Genomic DNA, 18,866 nt, shown 5'->3' with positions numbered 1-18,866 from the left:
GGCATGGTGTCGGCTGTGCGGACAATCCTGATCACGGGGGCGACATCGGGTATCGGGCTGGAGTCGGCTCAGCAGCTGGCGGCGCGGGGGAATCGGCTCGTCTTGGTCGGGCGGAATCCGGAGAAGCTCGCTGCCGCCGCGCAGCTGGTCCAGGGCGCTGGGGCGGCGGGAGTCGACACGCTGGAGTGCGATTTCGCGTCGCAGGCTTCGGTGCGGCAGCTGGCGAAGCAGGTTCTGTCCGGATACGACCGGCTGGACGTGCTGGCCAACAACGCGGGCGGCTACCACAAGACCCGGACCGAGACCGTGGACGGCATCGAGGCCACGTTCGCGGTCAACCATCTCGGTGGCTTCCTGCTCACCGAACTGCTGACGGAGCTGATGGTGCGCAGCGCCCCGTCGCGCATCGTGTTCACCTCGTCGGTCCTGCAATACGGCGCCACCATGGATTTCGCGGATCTGGGTTTCCGGCAGGGATATTCGGGGGAGAAGGCATACAGCCGCTCCAAGCTGGCGAACGTCCTCTACACCCGGGCGCTGGCGCGGCGCCTGGAGGGAACCGGCGTCACGGTGAACGCCTTCCACCCCGGTGCGGTGGCGACCGGGATCTGGGACGCGATGCCCTGGTTCGGGCAGCCCTTCGTGGCGCTCGCCAAACGATTGTTCATGATCTCCGCCGCCGAGGGCGGACGAGCGCTGAGCTACCTGGCCACCGATCTGGAAGTCGCCGCCGTCAGCGGCTGCTACTTCCAGAACAGCCGCGTCAAGGCTCCGTCGCGTCTGGCGCAGGACGACGCGCTCGGGCAACAGCTGTGTGAAGTCAGCGCGGCCCTGGTCGGACTCACCGGGTAGGGGCACCCACGACCAGCGACACGTTGTCGCGAAGCACCACGACCATCGATGCCGACTGAAGCGGAAAGCAGGGGAGCATGCTTCGTACTCGTTTCGAGTCGATCGGCGCGTACACGCCGGCGACCGTCCGCTCCACCGAAGACCTGATCGCCCAGCTGGCCGTGCCGCGATCGCTGGATCTGGAGCGCATCACCGGGATCAAGAACCGGCGTGTCTACGACTCGGATCCGGACCGGTACGAATCGTCGTTCGAGCTGGCGTTGCACGCGATCGAGGACTGCCTGTGGCATTCCGGCTACCGGGCCGACGAACTGGACGTCGTCATCTCGGCCTCCATCACGCGTACCCGCGGCGCGGGAATCTTCTGTTACGCACCGTCCTTCGCGCTCATGCTCGGCAACGCCATCGGCGCGAACGCGGCCAGGCACTTCGATGTGTCGAACGCGTGCGCCGGGATGATCACCGGCGTGCTGGTGCTCGATCGCATGATCAAAGCCGGTGCGGTGCGCAACGGGCTGGTGGTCAGCGGGGAGCAGATCACGCCGATCGCCGAGACGGCGCTGCGCGAGATCAGCAAACCCTACGACCCGCAATTCGCGGCGCTGACGGTCGGGGACGCGGCGGTCGCGGTGGTGCTCGACGACCGTGGCGACGATGACGACGAACTGCACTATGTCGAGCTGATGACCGCCGCCGACGGCGCCGAGCACTGCATCGGCATGCCCAGCGACCGCACCGGCGGAATCGCGATGTACACCGACAACCGCGCCATGCAGAACGAAGCCCGTTACCGCCAGGGCATCGACCGCATGGCCGACTTCCTCGCCGAGACCGGACGCACCTGGGAAAGCGAGAAATACGACTACTGGATTCATCATCAATTCAGCGCGCCCGCCATCGAGTACATCTCGGATCTGACCGAACGACATTTCGGCACGCCGATGCCGCAGGCCCTCAACGTGCTGCACGACTACGGCAACACCGCTTCGACCTCCCACTTCCTGGTCTTGCACGAACATCTCGCGCGCAAGAAGATCCCGCGGGGATCCAAAATCCTCATGATCCCCGCGGCATCCGGCATCGTCTCCGGATATCTCGCCGCGACGATCTCCCGCTTGGCGGCGTGAGCATGGCGACGACGATCGTCTCGGCCGCGACGAACCGCGACCTCGACACCGGCAGCTACCTCGACCTGGCCACCCGCGCGGCGCTGGCCTGCGTGCAGCGCTCGGATGTCGGCCTGCACGAGATCGGGATGCTGGTCAACGCGGGCGTCTTCCGGGACAGCAACATCTCCGAGCCCGCGGTGTCGGCCCTCATCCAGAAGCGGATCGGTCTGGGCCTTACCTACGCGGCCGGGCGCGTCCCGGTGCTGTCCTTCGACCTGATGCACGGCGCCTGCGGCCTGCTGCACGCCATCGCGACCGCCGACACGTTCCTGGCCACCGGCACGGTGCGGTACGCGTTGCTCGTGGCGGGCGACGCCCATCCCTCGACCGAGCGCCACGTCGCGGATTTCCCCTACAGCGCCAGCGGAGCCGCGCTGTTGCTCGGAACCTCGCCCACCGCGGGCGGATTCGGGCGGCTGCACACGCGTGACACCACCAGCCCGGTGGGCCCGATCGCCTTCGTGCCGCTGAACGACGTCGGCGCCGACGGCCGCGTCGCCATGTGCGTCCGTGCCGGCGCGGAGGACCGGGTGGACTCGGCGGCCACGGTGGTGCGCGCCTGCCTGGACGGCGAAGGGCTCGGCCGCGAGCACTTCGCCGCAGGACACGCGCTGCTGCTGGCTCCCGACCAGGCCGCCGACTTCCGCGCCCGGCTGGCGGGCTCGCTCGCCATCCCGGCGCGGTCGGTCGTCGGCTTCGACGCAGGCATCGGAGATCCCTACACCGCCGGGCCGGTGCACGCCTACCTCCACGCACGGCGAACCGGCCTGCTCGACACCGCCCGCACGGTGGTGTTCCTCGCCGTGGACGGAGCATCGGCAGCCTGTCTGGCCTACCGTCCGCGGTCGGCGTCGTCCGTGCGAGCCGGGACATCGACAGGCTCCGGCGCCGCGTTCGCTCGGCAGTAGCACGCGCGCGCGGACAGCTGCCAGTGTCCGAGCCGTGGATATCCGAGCAGCCGAGACGGGCTCAGCGATCCCCGAGGCCGGGCGTCGGTGCGGCCCTCGCGCCGGCCGACAGCAGCTTCTCGGCCAGCGCGCGGCTGCGTCGGGCGAGTTCGGGCGGGTCGAGTATCTCGAAGTCGTGCCCCAGCAACAGCATGTGCACGAGCACGAGGTCGAGGCTGTCGTCGGCTCCGCTGCGGACCTCGCAGCACTCGCTGCCACGCGGTAGCACGACTGCCGCCGACGCCGGTATCTGCGCGCGGACGGTGTCGGCGCAGGCGTGCACCAGGAAGCGGGCCTGTAGCGCGTAGACCCGGCTCGCCACGCCTTCTTGCACGTAGGCCGCGGCCTCCGGCGTCGCGCGCGGGCGGAAGCGCCAGGTCCGCGCGGCCACATCGGTCATCCGGTCGACGCGGAAACTGCGCCAGTCCGCGCGATCGAGGTCGAAGGCCAGCAGGTACCAGCGCCGGTCGGAGGCGACCAAACGGTAGGGCTCGACCCGCCGCCGGCGCACCCGGTCCCCTGCGGGGTAGTCGAAACCGGCTTCGACCTCGTCGCGGCAGGCTCTGGCCAGGGTCATCAGCACGTCGGGTTCGACCGGTGCGTGGCCGCCGCCGAAGGACTCCACCGAGCCGGAGAGCGCGTGCACTTCGTGCCGCAACCGGGTGGGCAGCACCCGGTCGAGCTTGGCCAGCGCCCGCAGCGCGGCGTCACCCGCGCCCGCGACCGTGGCGCCCGCGCCGCCCAGCAGCGAGACCGCGGTGACGATCGCCTCCTCGTCGTCGAGCAGCAGCGGCGGCAGTTCCTGCCCCCGGCCGAGCCGGTAGCCGCCGCCGACTCCGTGGCAGGCGTGCACCGGATAGCCCAGCGCGCGCAGCCGCTCGACATCGCGCCGTACCGTGCGCGGCGTGACGCCCAGCCGCTCGGCCAGCTCGGGCCCGGTCCAGACCTGGCGTTGCTGCAGTAGCCCGAGCAGCGTGAGCACGCGCTCGGTCGTGCCCCGCTCGGCACCGTTCGCGGCCTCCATGCCGCTCAGCCTGCCAGAAACAGCGGACCGATTCTGTCCGCTAGGGGTGTCAGGGTTGCGGCATGGACGCAGACGCTCTCGATTGGAACCGCACGTTGCGCGAGCAGTGGGAAGTGCACTGGAACCAGCAACTCCGCGACCGGCTCGACGGCCTCACCGACGAGGAGTACTTCTGGTCGCCGGTACCGGACGCTTGGAGCGTGCGGCCGCGCGGCAGTTCGACGGCGCCCGTGCAGGCCGGCGCGGGGGATTTCACGATCGACTATGCCTTCCCTCACCCGGTCCCCGCGCCGTTCACCACCATCGCCTGGCGGCTCGGTCATGTCATCGTCGGCGTGCTCGCCGTGCGCAACGCGGCCCACTTCGGCGCGCCCGCGGCCTCGTACGAGACATGGGAATACGCGGGCGACGCGGCCACCGCGCTCGACCAGCTCGAAGCCCAGCTCGACCTCTGGCTGACGGGAGTGCGTGGTCTCGGCGACGAAGGGCTCCGGGTCCCGCTCGGCCCGAAGGAACCCTTTCCCGACGCTCCCATGGCCGATCTGGTGCTGCACATCCACCGCGAGCTGATCCACCACCTGTCGGAGGTCTGCCTGCTGCGCGACCTCTACCTGCACACCGGCGCAGGCAGGAAACCGATCACCACGACCGGCCCCGCATAGCCGAGCGCCGAGGGCCGAGCCGCGCGGTTTCGGGCGCGCAGCCTCGGGTAGAGCGGCTTCGGGGAGACAACCGTGGCTGGAAGGAGGCCATGATGAGCACCGGCAACGCGCTACCGCTGACCGACTACGACCAGCTGACCACCGGATCGATCGAACACCGGGTCCGCTCGCTCGAACTCGACCAGGTGCGGCGACTGCTCGAACACGAGCGTGCCACCGCGCATCGGCCCCGGGTCGTCGAGATCCTCTCGGCGCGCATCGCCCAACTCGAGGCGGGTGCGCAGCCGTCGGGCGGTGATCCGAGCAACGCGCCACCGGTCACCGGCGAGAAGGGCGGCTCGTCGGCAGACCCCGCCCGGTCCCCTGAGGACAACACTCCGCTGCGCCACGGCGTCGCCGGGCAGACACCCGCGCGCGGGAAGCCCTGACCGGCGGCTTCGCCGACTCCGGCGGTCAGCGGTGCGCCGCGCTGATCTGGGCCGCGACGATGCGGACCAGATCGCCGAGTGCGATCTCCACGTCGGTGAGATGCAGGCCCCAGGTCGCGTCCGGGACGGCGTACAGCTCGGGGCTGCCCGGCTCCGGTGTCGCCAGCAACGCTGTCGCTTCGCCGTCGCGCACGCACTGGAGCCGGTACCGCTCGGCGGGGACCAGCCACGGCGTCGGCGCGGCGACGGCGGACGGTCCGTGGCGAAGCGCGAGTTCGGCGCCGAGTGGGCTGGGTACGGGGCTGGTTCTGAGCACGGTGGACGCGATGCGGGCATCGTTGTCGCGCAACGATGCCGGGTTGGTGCAGGCGATCTCGTAGTCCGGGCCGTACGGACGCGGCAGCGGCTCCGGCGTCGTGGGGTTGCGGCCGAATCGGCTGTCCGGGGGCGGCGTCGCGCCGAAGGTCTGCCAGGCCAGGACGCACCGGGTCTGCTGCTCGCCGCGGCACAGCGGCAGGTACCGGAAGTCGCCGCCGACGTCACCGTTCTTCGGTACCACCACATTGCCGCCCAGCAGGATCGCCGACAGGATCCGGTCGCGCACCGCCTGCTGGGGTTCGATCTCCTCCCGGAGCAACTGGCGCAGCATGCGCGCCCCCTGCGAATGCCCGAGAAGCACGATGGGCCTGGTCTTTTCGCGCTCCGCGAGGAACTGCCGCCACGCCCGCAGAACATCCTCGTACGCGATGCGCGCCATCGCGGCGCGCTCGTCGGGGGAGTAGGACCGCTCCCGCGCCAGCGCGGCGAGGGTGCGCTGCCGGTACACCGGCGCGAAAACCTGACAGACCTGGGAGAACCGGGCCGCCTGCTGCTCGGCGACCGCCCGTACCTCCGGGGTCACCGCGGTGTCGGAGTTGGGTGTCGGCTCCGCGGACACGGTCGGGTACACGTAGAAGCAGTCCACCCCGGAGTCCACCGAAGGCGCCGGGTCATCGCGCGCGTCGGGTTGCCCCGCCTGCCGCACCGTGGTCGCCGCGTCGCCCCGGCACGGATCGTCCGCTCGATCCGGCCTGCACAGCCACACGACACCGGTGTCACCGGCTGGGTCCGCCGCTGCGCCGGCCGACGATCCCGCCAGCAACCCGACTCCGCACACGACGGACGCGACCACCCGCCGCCACCGACCGACCCGCATCCTGTCCACCTCGCTCTTCCGCGCCCGACTGCTGCGGCAGACCTCGCCGCACCGAGTCCGTTCGGGCGCTTCGACGGCGTCAGCCTACTGCGGACGGCTCTGCGGACGGTTCAGTTCCGCAGGGACAGGCGGCCACCCGCGTTGCGGAAACGCGCTCGGCCGTCCCGGATGTCGTGGTAGGAGACCAGCAGCAGCCGCAGGTATCCGTCGAACGTCTCGAGCGGGTATCCGGCGGGCGCGAAAAGGCCCGGCCGGATCGGCACACAGCGCTGCGGAGGGGCCGTGCGGACCAGGATCTTGTCCGCCGCACCCGGCGCGGCCAAGGCGAACCGCGGCAGGTACCGCGTCACCGGAGCGTCGAGATCAAGCAGTTCCCGCTCGACCTGCTGGAGGACCAGCATGGTGGTCAGCACCTTCGTCACCGAGCCGAAAAGGAACCCGGTGTCCGCACGCATCGGCGCGCCCGTGGCGGTGTTCGCGACGCCGTGGGCGACGATGATCTGAGCGCCGGCGTGGTGGACGCCGGCGACGAGTCCGGGCACCCCGTTGGACGCGCAGTAGGCGGCGGCCTGCTCGCGGATCGCGGCTTCGACGATGTGCAGTGCGTTGTCGTTCATGCGATCACCGTCCAACCTTGCCCCTGGGGAAAGGTCAAGCCCGGCAGGCGGAGTCCTGCCCTCGGTTCGGCTCGCGGGGGTGGGAGGGAGGGTTCGCGGTGCGGGACGAACCCAGCGCCGCGACACCTGTCGTCGAGCATGGCATCGCGACTCACTACTCCCGAAAAATCGAGAATTTGCATCAACATGATGGGTGCTGATCTGCGATCGAACAGACCAATAACCTGCTCATTCGGGAAAATTCTGTTCGAATCTCTCGGTAACCCTTCCGTATGCGCGAGAATATCGACTAACATACGGCGCGGGTCCTGTCGCGCAGGTCCGTGCGGTCGGACACCTCCCCTCCAGTGGTGTCCCGGTTCGCACGCGGCGACGTGGATCGAAGCGAAAGGATGCATCGACGCATGCTCAAGAAGCTGGACCGAATACTCGGCTACGAGATGAAGGTCTCGGAGTTCCTCGGCACTCTCATCATCATCGGCGTTCCCTATGGTCTGGCCGGGGTGATCTGGACGCTCACGCACACCGGTCATCTGCGCGATATGCACGGCATCGATCTGCTGATGTCGTTTCTGGGATCGATCGTGTGCTGGCCCGTGCTGACCTTCTCGAATGTGTGTATGACCTGATGATGGCTTTGGTGTGGCTCATCGACGTTCTCGTGATCGTGGTCAAGATCCTCGGTGGGCGGATGAAGGTCAATCCCGTGCTCCGCTTCGGGCTGTGGGTGGCCGTGCTCAGTTCCTTCCTGGCCGGGTGCGCGGCGCTCGTCGCGCTCGCGGTGTTGTTGCAGCGTTGGCTGGAAGCCCTCTCCTAGCGGCCCCGCCTGCGGGTCGCCGCTCGACGGGGGCGAAGAATAGCTGATTACTTACCACCGGGGTGCGACGTTCGGTGGAATGATATGCGTGCTTGTGTGCCATATCTGTGCAGTTCAAAGCGGTATCCCAGGCTGTGTCGCCGTCTGCGCGCACTGATTCGGGATACCGATTTCGGTGGAATAGTCAATCACTTGTAACTTGTCTGCCCGCTGTGAGGTGTGCAACACTTCACACGCTCCGCGCCATCGAAGGGGCGGCCGCCGGGCGCGGTGGACGAGAAATCGGAAAGGAACGGCGACCGGTGACTGCCTCGCTGCGAACGCCAGCCGATAAGCGACCTCCGGGCGAGCTCGGGAAGATGATCGACAGCGCCTCGGGCTTGTGGCGGCGCCACCCCCAGCGGTCGCTGGAGACCCTGGGCAGGCAGGTCACTCTGGGCAGGGAAGCCGTTGTCCAGCTGTTCGTTTCGCTGGTGCGGGGGCGGTTCCCGTACCGGGAATTCATCAAACAGTGCGCCTTCATGGCCAACGTGTCGGCGGCGCCGACCGTGTTCGTCGCCATCCCGATCGCCGTCGTGGTCTCCATCCAGGTCGGCGCGCTCGTGAATCAAGTCGGCGCCACGACGTTCATCGGCGCGGTCGCGGGATTGGGCATCATCCGCCAGGGCGCGCCGCTGGTGTCGGCCTTGATGGTCGCCGGTGCGGTGGGTTCGGCGATCTGTGCCGATCTGGGCTCGCGAACCATCCGCGAGGAGATCGACGCGATGATGGTGATGGGCGTCGACCCGGTGCGCCGCCTGGTCGCGCCACGGCTCGCGGCCGCAGTGCTGGTGAGCGTCCTGCTGTGCGGATTCGTGGTGTTCGTCGGATTCGCGACCGCCTACATGTTCAACGTGTACGCCCAATCCGGGACGCCGGGCTCGTTCATCAGCTCGTTCGCGTCCTTCGCGGTGGCCGACGATCTGATCATCGCCCTGGTCAAGGCCGCGATCTTCGGGGTGCTCACCGCGGTCATCGCCTGCGACATCGGCCTGCACGCGCACGGCGGCCCGGGCGGCGTCGCGAACGCGGTGAACTCGGCCGTGGTCAGCTCGGCGCTGATGTTGTTCGCCACCAACATCATCCTCACTCAGCTGTACAACACGCTGTTCCCGGCGAAAGTGGTGTGAGCATGGCGAGCAGTTACACACCTCCGGCGCTGCGGCCGCTGCACACCGTCGGGAAAGCCGCGCTGGCGCCCGTGCACGCCAATCAGCGGGTGGGCCACCAGGCCATCACGTTCTTCCAAGCGCTCATCGCCATCCCGTTCGTGCTGAAGCACTATCGCCGTGAGGTCGCGCGGCTGACGGCCGACGTCGGCTGGGGCAACGGCTCGCTCATCGTGGGCGGCGGCACGATCGGCGTGGTCGTCATCCTGTGCGCGTTCGGCGGCATCATCGTCGGCATGGAGTCGTTCACGGCTCTGAATCTGCTGACGATGTCCCCGCTCACCGGAGCGATCTCCGGCTTCGCCACCACCCGCGAACTCGCGCCGATCCTGGCGACCTTGGCGTTCGCCATCCAGGCGGGCTGCCGATTCACCGCGCAGCTGGGCTCCATGCGGATCTCCGAGGAGATCGACGCGCTGGAATCCATCGCCATCCGCCCGCTGCCGTATCTGATCAGCACCCGCATGATCGCCTCGACCCTGACCATCATCCCGCTCTACAGCATCGGTCTGGCCACCGCGTACCTGGCCACCAAGATCACGGTGCTCTTCCTGGGCGGCACGGCGGCAGGCACCTACGATCACTACTTCTTCCAGTTCCTGATCGGCCCGGACGTCTTCTTCTCACTGCTCAAGGTAGTGGTGTTCGTGCTGCTGTCGACGTTCATCCAGTGCTACTACGGCTACGTCGCCACCGGTGGCCCGGAAGGCGTCGGGGTGGCGGCCGGGCGCGCCATCAAGATGGTGATCGTCGTGATGGTGTTCGCCAATCTCTTTCTCACGTTGACGATCTGGGGCATCGATCCCGGATTCCGGATCTCGGGGTAAGGCCGACGATGATTCTCGACCCCAGTGGTCGCGGACCGACCGCGAAGCAGTTGACCCTCGCCGGGTTGGCGGTGCTGACGACGGTCGCGGTCCTGCTGTATCTGCTCGCGCTGCGCTACACCGGCTACTTCGAGGACAAAGTCCCGGTGACCGTGGTGCTCACCAGCACCGGCGACGGCTTGCCCGGCCGGGCCGACGTCAAATTCCGCGGCATGGTCGTCGGCCGGGTCGCCGCGGTGGACGTGGTGGCGAGAGGCGCCAGCCAGCAGGCGCGGGTGGATCTCAAACCCGGTGTCGCCGAGACGATCCCGGTGAACGTGACCGCCCGGGTCATCCCGAACAACCTGTTCGGCGTCACGGCGATCGAATTCGTCGACAACGGCCCGGAAACGAGGACGTTGCGCGCCGGTGCCACCATCCAGGAGGACACCAGCAGCGAGACGGTGGCGTTGCAGACGACGTTGAACGTGCTGCGCAACGTGCTCGAGAAGATCCAGCCCGAGAAACTGGGCCGGGTGCTGGCCACGCTCGCGGCGGCGCTGGATCCCTCGGCGCGCGTGCCCGGCTCGACGGTGGAGCGCCTGGACAACTGGTTGACCGAGATACGGGCGACGCCGGGCATCGACGCGCTGCTCGGCGATCTCGGACGGGCATCCATCGCGTTGAGCCAGTCGGCTCCCGAGCTGGTCGGGGTGCTCTCGGAGTCGGTGACCACCGCGCGAACGCTGGCCGAACGACGGTCGAAGCTCATCGACCTGCTGGCCACCGGCAACGCGACGGTCGACTCGGTCAACGCGCTGTTCGCCCGCAACCCCGACGCGGGCAAGTTCCTGGTCTCCGGCCTGGACGATCTGTTCGGCGGCTTGGCCAAGGATCCCGAGGCCATTCCGTACACCGCCGCGAACCTCAACGTGGCGCTGCAACGGCTGGCGACCACGTTCCACTTCGGCCCTTCCAAACAGATGGTGTGGAAGATGGATGTCTCGTTCACGCCGTTCCAGCAGTACACCGCGAAGGACTGCCCGCACTACGGCGACCAGTACGGCCCCCGCTGCGGCGGGGCCACGGTGCCGGAGGTGGCGCCGGAGCAGAACTACCCGCCGCAGCTGATGCCGAAGTGGCTCGACGCCGCGGGACCCGCACCCGTGCCGGTCGCGCCCGCGCCGCTGGGCGCCATGGGGCTGGTGCTGCCGGGCCTCCCGGCGATACCGGGTCTCCCGTTCATCCCCGGTCTGCCGTCCATCCCGGGTCTTTCGCCGGCGCCCGCCCCCGCGGCGCCCGCCGAGCCGGCACCCGAGAGTCCGGGCGCCACGGCGCAGCCGATCGCGTTGCGCGGACCCGACGCCGTCGCGGCGATCGTCGGAGCGCGCCCGACCGTGGCGCAGTATCTGCTGCTGAGCCCGGTGCTCGCGGGCGGATCGATCACCGTGCACGAGGCAGGCCGAGGAGGGCCCCGCTGATGAGGTCAGGCAAGGCGCTGGCGGGATTCAGCCTGTTCGCGGTGGTGGCGATCGCGCTCACCGTGACCATCTGGTCCACGTTGCAGCGGTCGGTCTCGGGGGACACCGAGCGCTATTCGGCGGTCTTCTCCGATGTGCTCGGTCTGCGCGTCGGCGACGACGTGCGCATGGCGGGCGTGCGGGTCGGCCGCGTGGACAAGATCGATTTCACCGACGGCTACCGCGCCGAGGTCGAATTCCGCATCGATGCGCGCCAGCATCTCACCACCACGACGAAGGCGCTGGTGCGGTACCAGAACCTCATCGGACAGCGGTATATCGCCCTGGCGCCGGGCAAGGAAGCGGGCGCCGTCGTCGCGGCGGGCGCGCGGATCCCGCTGGAGCGCACCGAGCCGTCGTTCGACGTGTCCGCGCTGTTGTCCGGGTTCGAGCCGCTGTTCAGCGTGCTGCAACCCGATCAGGTCAATTCCCTGTCCGAGACGTTGATCCAGGCCCTGCAGGGCAATCAGGTGTCGCTCAGCAGCCTCATCACCCAGGCGGCCGATCTGGCCGGCACTTTCGGGCAGCGGGACAAGATCCTCGGGGAGGTCCTGACCAATCTCAGCTCGGTGATCAGCGGCCTGGCCAATCGCAGCGGCGAACTGGAGACCCTGCTCACCCAGGCGAGGGCTCTGGTCGAGGCGCTCTACTCCCAAGGCGAGAGCCTCAAGCATTCGGTGGACACCGTCGCGCACACGACCGACTCGCTGACCCAGCTCATCATGCAGGTCAAGCCGGGCTTGGCGAAGGCGCAGAACGACGCCACCACCGGTGTCGCGTTGCTGCTGCTCAACGGCGCGTCCCTGGACCGGGCGGCAGTCGAACTGCCCGCCGTGCTCAACGGCGTCGCGCGCTTCACCAGCAACGGCGCCTACGGAAACGCCTACCTGTGCGGCCTCGACGTGTCCCTGTGGGGCGTGGTGTTGCCGCCGGGCCTGTTCTCGCAGGTGGGCGGCAACTCGCATTCGGAGGTGTGCCGATGATCAAGCGCGTTCCGTGGCCGGGCTTCCTGCGCAACAGGTATCTGCGGCTCGGCCTCATCGCCGCCGCGACGGTGGCCGCTCTGCTGATCGGATCGAGTGTCCTGACCCAGGCCCGGCTGGGCGACAAGACGATCCACGCCGAATTCGCCCAAGCCGCGGGTTTGCGTCCCGGCGCGACAGTGGACGTGTCCGGCATCGAAGTGGGCGCGGTGCGCGCGGTGCGGCTCGAAGGCGCGAAGGTCGTGGTGGATCTGAAGGTGCGCCGCGATCTGCGTCTGGGCCCCGACGCGCGTGCGGCCATCAAGATGTCGACGATCCTCGGCCGACTGCACGTGGATCTGGTGCCCGGAGACGGAAAGGGCCTGCCGGGCAACCGCATCCGCATCGAGAACACGTCGGTGCCGTACAACCTGAGCAAGGTCATCCAGGACCCGAAGTACAAGAACTCCTTCGAACGCATCGAACGTCTCGATCCGCAGAAACTCCGTCAGGCGCTGGACCTGGTCGATCAGCAGATGGGGGATTCCCCGCAGCTGGCGGTGCAGGCGCTCGACAGCATCGGCGCGCTCGCCAAGGTCGTCACCGACCGCCGCGACGAAGTGGACGCGCTGCTCAAGAGCATGGATCAGGTGTCCCAGCTCGTCTCCGACAACCAGAACAGCGTGCTGTTGTTGCTGACCCGCGGCGAGGCGATCGGCAACGCCGTCCAGAAACGCCAGCAGTTGCTGAAACAGTTGCTCGACAACGTCGCGGCTCTGTCGCGGTTGCTGCAGGAAATGGGTCTGGAGAACAACGGTCAGCTCGCGCCGCTGATCCACGACCTGAACACCATGTCGGAGGGATTGGTCAAGAACCGCGAGAATCTGGACCGGCTCTACGAGAACATGCCGATCGCCTTGCGGCAGTTCAACAACGCCGTCGGCAACGGACCCTACGGCGACGTCTGGGCGCCGTGGTTCTTCCCGGACAACTGGCTGTGCTTCGCTCGAGCCGTACAGGGGTGCAATTGATGAGAACACGACGATTCGCACAGCTCGGCGTGCTGATCGTGGCCGCGCTGCTGACCGCGAGCTGCGGGCTCGTACCGGACAGCCTGACCTCGCTGCCGAGGGAGTATCTCGGCGAGCGCATCCGCATCAGCGCCGATTTCGAGAACGTCGCCGGACTGTACGCGGGCAACGAGGTCGCGGTGCTGGGCGTGCCGGTCGGCCGGGTCGACACCGTGACGGCCAAGGGCAGCTACGTCCAGGTCACCATGAGCTTGGAGAAGGGCACCGAGGTTCCGGCCGACGCCATCGCCGCCCTGGTGTCGCCGCAGCTGATCACCAACCGCCACGTCGAACTCGCGCCCGCCTACAGCGGAGACGGGCCGCTGCTCACCGACGGGACGCACATCCCGCTGGCCAGGACGCGGACACCGGTCGAACTCGACCGCATCCTGCAGAACTTCGACCAGCTCGGAGCCGCGCTCAAAGGCGACGACCGCGACGGGCCGATGGCAAGCCGCGTCCTGTTCCCGCTCCTGGACGGCAACGGCGACAGACTGCGCGCGACCTTGGACGCGCTGTCCTCGGCGTTCGAGGTCACCTTCGCCAACAAGGACCAGATCTCGAACACGATCATCAAACTCAACGAGATCACGCAGATCATCGCCCAGAACGACCAGACCGTGCGTGATTTCAGCGGCCGCCTCACCGAACTGGTGCAGCTGATGGGTGACCAGGCGCCCGGCCTGCAGGCGGTGCTGCGGCAACTGGACCAGTTCGTCACCAACACCTCCACGCTGGTGGGTGAGAACTCCGATCAGCTCGCGGGTGCGCTGGAGCGGTTCACGACCATCACCGAACAGATGCGGGCCAACGCCCGCGGCCTCACCGAGATCGTCGACGTCGGGCCGTTGCTGTTCGAGAACCTGTCCAACGCGGTCAGCCGGGAACACCAAGCGCTGCGCCTGCACGCGCTGACCGACAAGGTCCTGCTCGACAACGAGGTGGTGTCGCAGTTCTGTGAGCGCATCCAAATGCGTCTCGATGGCTGCCGCACCGGGAAGGTCCAGGACTTCGGACCCGACTTCGGCCTCACCGCGGCACTACTGGGGATTTCGAAATGATCGGAACGAACCCGCTTCGACGCACCGCGGTGGCGGCCGCGCTGGTCGCGGCGATGGCCACCGCCACCGGCTGCGGCGTGACGGTGGCGAACCTGCCGATGCCCAAACCCGGCATCGGCGCCCCCGGATACACCATTCGCGCGGCCTTCCGCGACGCGCTCAATCTGCCCGATCACGCGCACGTGAAGATCGGCGGAACCGATATCGGCGTCGTCACCGCGATCAGCACGACCAACTTCATCGCGGAGGTGGAAATGCTGATCAGGGAGGACATCCAGTTGCCGAGGGGCACCACCGCGGAGCTGCGCCAGGCGACCCCGCTCGGCGACATCTTCGTGGCGATGACCTTGCCCGCGACCACCTCCGGCGGCGAGAACCTGCGCGCAGGCGACGTCATCGGCACCGATCACACGTCGGCCGCCGCGTCCGTCGAGCAGCTGATGATGTCGGTCTCGATGCTCATCAACGGCGGCGGCATCAATCAGGCCGCCAGGATCACCTCCGAGATGGACTCGATGTTCGCAGGCCGCGCACCGCAGCTGGCGCACCTGCTCAGCGAACTGACCAATGTCATCGCCGCGCTGAACCAGCGCACCGGCGACATCGACAGCGTCCTGACCGGGCTCAACGTGCTCACCGGTGAATTGGCCAGGCGCAAGGCCGAGTTGGGCGACGCCGCGGACACCTTCCCCGGGCTGCTGGCAATGCTCGCCGAGAACAACCAGTCCATCGTCGACCTGCTGGACAAGGTCTCGACCACGATGACCGCGCTCGGCGATTTCACCGAGACGACCGGTCCGCAGGCGGTGAGCCTGTTCGACAGCATCCAGCGGTTGATGGCCGGGTTCACCCAGATGGGCGACGACCTTGGCGGAACGCTGGACGGGCTGCACACCATCTATCCCTCGCTGATGGCCAGCCTGGACGGACCAGCTCTCGCCGTCGCGGCGACGGTGTCCTACCTCAGCGTCGGCGCCCTGACCGATCCCAGCGGCAGCAGGCTGCCCGAGATCGGCGACGTGCCCGCGTTCATCGGCAGCTTGGCGCAGGTGATCGAGAAGGTGATCGGCCGGGTCACCAGTCCGCCGCAGCAACCTCAGCAGCAGGGAGGAGAGCGATGAATCCCCCCTTGTGGCGATGGCTGGTGCGCCGTCGCGTCGCGGTCGCGAACTTCGGATTGATCGTGGTGCTCGTTCTCGGCGCGGCCTATCTCGGCGCCGAAGTCCTGCGGTTGGATCCGCTGCGCGACGACTACACGGTGACCGTGGAGTTGCAGTCGTCCGGAGGCTTGGCGGCGGGCAACGACGTCACCTTTCGCGGCACCAGGGTCGGCAAGGTCCGCGAGGTGAAGGTGGCGGGCAGCGGCGTCGCGGCCGTGGCCGAGATCGACGCAGCAGCGAAGATTCCGGTGGGCGGCACTGTCGCCGTCGGCCGGCTGTCGGCGGCGGGCGAGCAGTACCTGGACTTCCGCCCGGATTCCGACACCGGCCCGTACCTCACCGACGGGGCGCTGGTGGAACGCTCCCAGACGACGGTCCCGGTGACCGTGCAGTCGGTGCTGACCAATCTCAGCGGTTTCATCGGCGGGCTCAACCCGGACCGGTTGAACGTCATCATCGACGAACTCGACAAGGCGCTGGCCGGTGGCCCCGACCAGTTGCGCAACATGGTGTCCGGCATCAGCCGCGCGATGGCGGGGCTGTCGGATCTGCTGCCGCAGACCCGGCAGCTGATCGAGAACCTCGAGGTGATCGCCGAGACCACCTCGCATGCGCAGCCGGACCTCGCGACACTCACGCGCACGGGCGGCGTGCTGTTCGAGCAGCTGACCGCGGCGGACCTGGAAGTGCGCCACCTCTTGGACGAGGGGCCCGCCCAGCTCGGCACCCTCGGCGGCTTCGTGTCGCGCACCCAGGACCCCATCACGAATCTGGTGACGAACTTCGTCGCGATCACCAAGGCGGCCAAGCTGCGCGCTCCGGCGATCGCGGCGCTGTTCCCCGCGTTGCGGGTCGGTTCGGAGGCGCTGGGCATACCCGCCCACGACAACGCCTTCTACACCCTTGTCGACATCTGGCCGCGCCCCACCTGCGAATACGACACCATCCCCGTGGTGCCCACCGACAAGATGACCGACACCAGGGTCCGGCTCTACAACTACTGCGTCACCAACGATCCGGCCTTGCAGGTGCGTGGTTCGGCGAACGCGCCACGACCCGCCGTTCCGGACAACGGGGCCACCATGCCCCCGGGCGTCCGTGGCGACGAACTGTCCCGCCCGGTGCCCGGCAACTAGGAGATTCCGATGAAGAGTGAAGACGTCGACCACGTCGCCGAAACCGAGTCGCCCGCAGCGCAACTGGACGAGAAGGTCGTCGCGCCGGAAAAAGCCGGCGTCGGTGCCACGACGCAGGCCGCGGACGGCGGCACGGATCCCGCCGAGCGGGGCGCGGCGGACTCCGGTGGCCGGTGGCGCAGGTTGCGCCGTCTGCCCATCCGGCGTCCCGGTCCGATCGTGGTGCGCTCGGCGGCGGCCGTCCTCGTGGGTGTGTCGGTGGCCTCGGCCGGTTACTGGTACGTCCAGAGCCGCAACAGCGAGAATCTGCTGGCCGCGCAGGAGGACGCCCGCGCAGCGGCCTGCCGCTACGCGCCCATCCTGGCCAACTACGACTCGAAGAATCTCGACCCCTACTTCGCCGCGGTCAGCGACGGCGCCACCGGTGACTGGAAGAAGCAGTTCGAATCCACCAGCACGGAACTGCGTACGGTACTCGGCGAAGGCCAGGTCACCTCGGCCACCCGCGATGTGCAGTGCGCGATTCGCGCCGGTGACGAGCACTCCGCCGAAGCGATCGTGGTCATCGGCCAGACCATCACCAGTCTGGGCACCAAGGGCAAGCCTGCGCCGGGTCAGTTGTCGATGGTGATGCGCTTGGAGAAGGTGGGGGACCGGTGGCTGGTGAACAAGGTCAACTCGCCGTTGGCGTTACCCACCCAACCCTGACGCGGGTGTCGTGAAGAGCGCCAGATCCGGATCGGCCGAGCCCGGTCCGGAACGGGTGGTGCGCCGGCGCCCGCGCAACCGGCGGGCGCAGATCGCGGCCACGTCCGCGGCCGCGTTCGGCGCCCTCGGCTATCACGGCGTGAGCATGGAGGAGATCGCGGCGAAGGTCGGGATCAGCTCCGCGGCGCTGTATCGCCACTATCCCAGCAAGTATTCGCTGTTCCGCGCGGAGCTGTTGCGCTTGGGCCAGGTGACCGTGGACGCGGTGATACTTCCCGCGCAGGCCGAGAGCTGGAGTGCCGAGGCTCGATTGCGATACGTCATCGATGCCCTGATCGCCCAGGCCGTCACCAATCGTCCCACGGTGACCCTGGCGCGCTGGGAAGGCCGCTATCTGGACGACGAGGACGGCAAGACCCTCACCGATCAGTTCGCGACCTCGATCGCCGCGCTGCGCCGGCTGATCGGTGCGGTGCGCCCGGGGCTGAGCAAGCGTGACGAATTCGTCCGCGCGGTGGCGATACTCAGCATCGTCAGCAGCATCGGTGATCACCACGCCGCCCTTCCCACGAAATCCCTCTCGGCCCTGCTGGCCTCCGCTTGCTGGACGGCAGTGCATGCCGCGCTGCCCGCCTTCGCCGAGGTCTCCACCGAGCCGCGGCCGACGGACCCGCCGACGCCTTTCAAGCATCAATTGTTGCTGGTGAAAGCCGTGCAACTGTTCCATGAGCGCGGATATCCGAACGTCAGCGTCGAGGACATCGCCGCCGCGGCGGACCTGACCGCCGCGTCCGCGGTCTACCGCTACTACCGCAGCAAGAGCGACCTGTTGACCGCCGCTTTCCGGCGCGCCGCCGACCGGGTGGCCGACGCCATCGGCCCAGCCATCGCGTCCTCGGCCACTCCCTTCGAGGCGCTGACCGAATTGATCACGCTCTACGTCGCGGGCTCCTTCGCCGAGCGGGAGCTGACGTTCGTCTACTACACGGAGTTCTCGCATGTCCCGGCCGAGGACCGGGTCGTGTTGCGCAACATCCAGCGTCTGTCGGTGGCGGAATGGGGCAGATTGCTGGTCGCCGTCCGTCCCGAGCTGTCCGAAGCGCAAGCGCGCATTCTCGTGCACGCCGCCTTCGGTCTGGTCGTCGACCTCGGCAGGGCGCTGGGGGACGGCAGCCGCGGCTGTCCGGAGGACGCCGTGGCGCGACTGATGCAGGTCACCCTGTTCGATACGGCGATACAGCCACCCGGTGTGCGGAAATAACGCTCCGGCACGATGATCGACGTCCGTAAGGAATCGGGAGACACATATCAGTGCATAAGACGCTAAACATACACGTAAAGTCCTTTTACATTGCGTCGCTCCTAGATTTGAGTCTAGAATGATCAGTAACATACTGGAGATCGGCCGCTCCAGGGCATCGGACACGGAGAGTCCGATGCGCGCCGATGTTCTCGCGGAGCAACGGCCGACAGGGGAACGCGCCGAGCCTGGCTGGTGTCCGGCGGCGTCGTGTCGACGTCGGC

The 18,866-nt window shown here is 68.1% G+C and carries 20 protein-coding genes; 17 read left to right on the top strand and 3 right to left on the bottom strand.

The window, feature by feature from the left end; translation table 11 throughout:
• Positions 1-15: 15 nt before the first annotated feature.
• The 3 genes from ACH49X_RS01530 (at position 16) to ACH49X_RS01520 (ending at position 2,929) form a co-directional block, all read left to right on the top strand.
• Positions 16-852, top strand: coding sequence for an SDR family oxidoreductase (locus ACH49X_RS01530; RefSeq protein ID WP_357207216.1), 837 nt, complete (start codon positions 16-18; stop codon positions 850-852).
• 77 nt (positions 853-929) lie between these two features.
• A complete protein-coding gene (locus tag ACH49X_RS01525) occupies positions 930-1,979 on the top strand; it encodes a 3-oxoacyl-ACP synthase III family protein (RefSeq protein ID WP_195080109.1) in 1,050 nt (349 codons plus the stop codon).
• Positions 1,976-2,929 carry a hypothetical protein gene (locus tag ACH49X_RS01520; protein ID WP_357207218.1) on the top strand — a complete coding sequence of 318 codons (954 nt, stop codon included), beginning with the start codon at positions 1,976-1,978 and terminating at the stop codon, positions 2,927-2,929. Before ACH49X_RS01525 ends, ACH49X_RS01520 begins: the two co-directional genes overlap by 4 nt.
• 61 nt (positions 2,930-2,990) lie before the next feature.
• Here ACH49X_RS01520 and ACH49X_RS01515 read toward each other — a convergent pair whose 3' ends face one another.
• Positions 2,991-3,992, bottom strand: coding sequence for a YafY family protein (locus ACH49X_RS01515; RefSeq protein ID WP_195080107.1), 1,002 nt, complete (start codon positions 3,990-3,992; stop codon positions 2,991-2,993).
• Between the two features lie 62 nt (positions 3,993-4,054).
• On the opposite strand from ACH49X_RS01515, the gene ACH49X_RS01510 reads away from it, so the two are divergent.
• Both ACH49X_RS01510 and ACH49X_RS01505 read left to right on the top strand, forming a co-directional pair.
• Complete coding sequence (locus ACH49X_RS01510) at positions 4,055-4,654, top strand: DinB family protein (protein ID WP_195080106.1); 600 nt, start codon at positions 4,055-4,057, stop codon at positions 4,652-4,654.
• A gap of 92 nt (positions 4,655-4,746) precedes the next feature.
• Entirely contained in the window at positions 4,747-5,082 is a 336-nt protein-coding gene (locus ACH49X_RS01505) for a hypothetical protein (protein ID WP_195080105.1), read from the top strand.
• A 25-nt stretch (positions 5,083-5,107) separates the two neighbouring features.
• On the opposite strand, the gene ACH49X_RS01500 is transcribed toward ACH49X_RS01505, so the two are convergent.
• Together ACH49X_RS01500 and ACH49X_RS01495 are read right to left on the bottom strand one after the other, a co-directional pair.
• Positions 5,108-6,277, bottom strand: coding sequence for a DUF3089 domain-containing protein (locus ACH49X_RS01500; protein ID WP_195080104.1), 1,170 nt, complete (start codon positions 6,275-6,277; stop codon positions 5,108-5,110).
• A 110-nt stretch (positions 6,278-6,387) separates the two neighbouring features.
• Positions 6,388-6,894 carry a serine hydrolase gene (locus ACH49X_RS01495; RefSeq protein WP_195080103.1) on the bottom strand — a complete coding sequence of 169 codons (507 nt, stop codon included), beginning with the start codon at positions 6,892-6,894 and terminating at the stop codon, positions 6,388-6,390.
• Positions 6,895-7,298: 404 nt separating this feature from the next.
• Here ACH49X_RS01495 and ACH49X_RS01490 point away from each other — a divergent pair, with 404 nt between their 5' ends.
• The 12 genes from ACH49X_RS01490 (at position 7,299) to ACH49X_RS01435 (ending at position 18,603) form a co-directional block, all read left to right on the top strand.
• Positions 7,299-7,523 (top strand): hypothetical protein, encoded by a 225-nt coding sequence (locus tag ACH49X_RS01490; RefSeq protein WP_195080102.1) that lies wholly within the window; start codon positions 7,299-7,301, stop codon positions 7,521-7,523.
• A 2-nt stretch (positions 7,524-7,525) separates the two neighbouring features.
• A complete protein-coding gene (locus ACH49X_RS01485; protein WP_397068577.1) occupies positions 7,526-7,711 on the top strand; it encodes a hypothetical protein in 186 nt (61 codons plus the stop codon).
• A 359-nt stretch (positions 7,712-8,070) separates the two neighbouring features.
• Positions 8,071-8,880: an ABC transporter permease gene (locus ACH49X_RS01480; RefSeq protein ID WP_195080304.1), complete on the top strand. Its 810-nt coding sequence runs from the start codon at positions 8,071-8,073 to the stop codon at positions 8,878-8,880.
• A gap of 2 nt (positions 8,881-8,882) precedes the next feature.
• Positions 8,883-9,746 carry an ABC transporter permease gene (locus ACH49X_RS01475; protein ID WP_195080100.1) on the top strand — a complete coding sequence of 288 codons (864 nt, stop codon included), beginning with the start codon at positions 8,883-8,885 and terminating at the stop codon, positions 9,744-9,746.
• A gap of 8 nt (positions 9,747-9,754) precedes the next feature.
• Positions 9,755-11,206, top strand: a complete 1,452-nt coding sequence (locus ACH49X_RS01470) for an MlaD family protein (protein WP_195080099.1) — start codon at positions 9,755-9,757, stop codon at positions 11,204-11,206.
• A complete protein-coding gene (locus tag ACH49X_RS01465; RefSeq protein ID WP_195080098.1) occupies positions 11,206-12,228 on the top strand; it encodes an MlaD family protein in 1,023 nt (340 codons plus the stop codon). The genes ACH49X_RS01470 and ACH49X_RS01465 overlap by 1 nt, the downstream gene beginning before the upstream one ends.
• The gene (locus ACH49X_RS01460) at positions 12,225-13,238 is read left to right on the top strand and encodes an MlaD family protein (protein ID WP_195080097.1); all 1,014 of its coding nucleotides are present in this window, start codon (positions 12,225-12,227) and stop codon (positions 13,236-13,238) included. The genes ACH49X_RS01465 and ACH49X_RS01460 overlap by 4 nt, the downstream gene beginning before the upstream one ends.
• A complete protein-coding gene (locus ACH49X_RS01455; RefSeq protein ID WP_195080096.1) occupies positions 13,238-14,338 on the top strand; it encodes an MCE family protein in 1,101 nt (366 codons plus the stop codon). The genes ACH49X_RS01460 and ACH49X_RS01455 overlap by 1 nt, the downstream gene beginning before the upstream one ends.
• Positions 14,335-15,459 (top strand): MCE family protein, encoded by a 1,125-nt coding sequence (locus ACH49X_RS01450; RefSeq protein ID WP_357207220.1) that lies wholly within the window; start codon positions 14,335-14,337, stop codon positions 15,457-15,459. Before ACH49X_RS01455 ends, ACH49X_RS01450 begins: the two co-directional genes overlap by 4 nt.
• Positions 15,456-16,634, top strand: a complete 1,179-nt coding sequence (locus tag ACH49X_RS01445) for an MCE family protein (RefSeq protein ID WP_357105710.1) — start codon at positions 15,456-15,458, stop codon at positions 16,632-16,634. The genes ACH49X_RS01450 and ACH49X_RS01445 overlap by 4 nt, the downstream gene beginning before the upstream one ends.
• A gap of 9 nt (positions 16,635-16,643) precedes the next feature.
• The gene (locus tag ACH49X_RS01440; protein ID WP_195080093.1) at positions 16,644-17,342 is read left to right on the top strand and encodes a hypothetical protein; all 699 of its coding nucleotides are present in this window, start codon (positions 16,644-16,646) and stop codon (positions 17,340-17,342) included.
• A gap of 10 nt (positions 17,343-17,352) precedes the next feature.
• Positions 17,353-18,603 carry a TetR/AcrR family transcriptional regulator gene (locus tag ACH49X_RS01435; protein ID WP_195080092.1) on the top strand — a complete coding sequence of 417 codons (1,251 nt, stop codon included), beginning with the start codon at positions 17,353-17,355 and terminating at the stop codon, positions 18,601-18,603.
• Positions 18,604-18,866 lie beyond the last annotated feature (263 nt).

The organism is Nocardia sp. NPDC019323, assembly GCF_044389845.1.
GTDB lineage: Bacteria > Actinomycetota > Actinomycetes > Mycobacteriales > Mycobacteriaceae > Nocardia > Nocardia implantans.
This window is presented reverse-complemented; position numbering and strand designations above follow the sequence as displayed.

Bases quoted from the DNA above. Each gene is read 5' to 3' on its own strand.
- ACH49X_RS01525 (WP_195080109.1), top strand. From the start codon at position 930: ATGCTTCGTACTCGTTTCGAGTCGATCGGCGCGTACACGCCGGCGACC.
- ACH49X_RS01515 (WP_195080107.1), bottom strand. From the start codon at position 3,992: ATGGAGGCCGCGAACGGTGCCGAGCGGGGCACGACCGAGCGCGTGCTC.
- ACH49X_RS01510 (WP_195080106.1), top strand. From the start codon at position 4,055: ATGGACGCAGACGCTCTCGATTGGAACCGCACGTTGCGCGAGCAGTGG.
- ACH49X_RS01505 (WP_195080105.1), top strand. From the start codon at position 4,747: ATGAGCACCGGCAACGCGCTACCGCTGACCGACTACGACCAGCTGACC.
- ACH49X_RS01500 (WP_195080104.1), bottom strand. From the start codon at position 6,277: ATGCGGGTCGGTCGGTGGCGGCGGGTGGTCGCGTCCGTCGTGTGCGGA.
- ACH49X_RS01495 (WP_195080103.1), bottom strand. From the start codon at position 6,894: ATGAACGACAACGCACTGCACATCGTCGAAGCCGCGATCCGCGAGCAG.
- ACH49X_RS01490 (WP_195080102.1), top strand. From the start codon at position 7,299: ATGCTCAAGAAGCTGGACCGAATACTCGGCTACGAGATGAAGGTCTCG.
- ACH49X_RS01485 (WP_397068577.1), top strand. From the start codon at position 7,526: ATGGCTTTGGTGTGGCTCATCGACGTTCTCGTGATCGTGGTCAAGATC.
- ACH49X_RS01480 (WP_195080304.1), top strand. From the start codon at position 8,071: ATGATCGACAGCGCCTCGGGCTTGTGGCGGCGCCACCCCCAGCGGTCG.
- ACH49X_RS01475 (WP_195080100.1), top strand. From the start codon at position 8,883: ATGGCGAGCAGTTACACACCTCCGGCGCTGCGGCCGCTGCACACCGTC.
- ACH49X_RS01470 (WP_195080099.1), top strand. From the start codon at position 9,755: ATGATTCTCGACCCCAGTGGTCGCGGACCGACCGCGAAGCAGTTGACC.
- ACH49X_RS01465 (WP_195080098.1), top strand. From the start codon at position 11,206: ATGAGGTCAGGCAAGGCGCTGGCGGGATTCAGCCTGTTCGCGGTGGTG.
- ACH49X_RS01460 (WP_195080097.1), top strand. From the start codon at position 12,225: ATGATCAAGCGCGTTCCGTGGCCGGGCTTCCTGCGCAACAGGTATCTG.
- ACH49X_RS01455 (WP_195080096.1), top strand. From the start codon at position 13,238: ATGAGAACACGACGATTCGCACAGCTCGGCGTGCTGATCGTGGCCGCG.
- ACH49X_RS01450 (WP_357207220.1), top strand. From the start codon at position 14,335: ATGATCGGAACGAACCCGCTTCGACGCACCGCGGTGGCGGCCGCGCTG.
- ACH49X_RS01445 (WP_357105710.1), top strand. From the start codon at position 15,456: ATGAATCCCCCCTTGTGGCGATGGCTGGTGCGCCGTCGCGTCGCGGTC.
- ACH49X_RS01440 (WP_195080093.1), top strand. From the start codon at position 16,644: ATGAAGAGTGAAGACGTCGACCACGTCGCCGAAACCGAGTCGCCCGCA.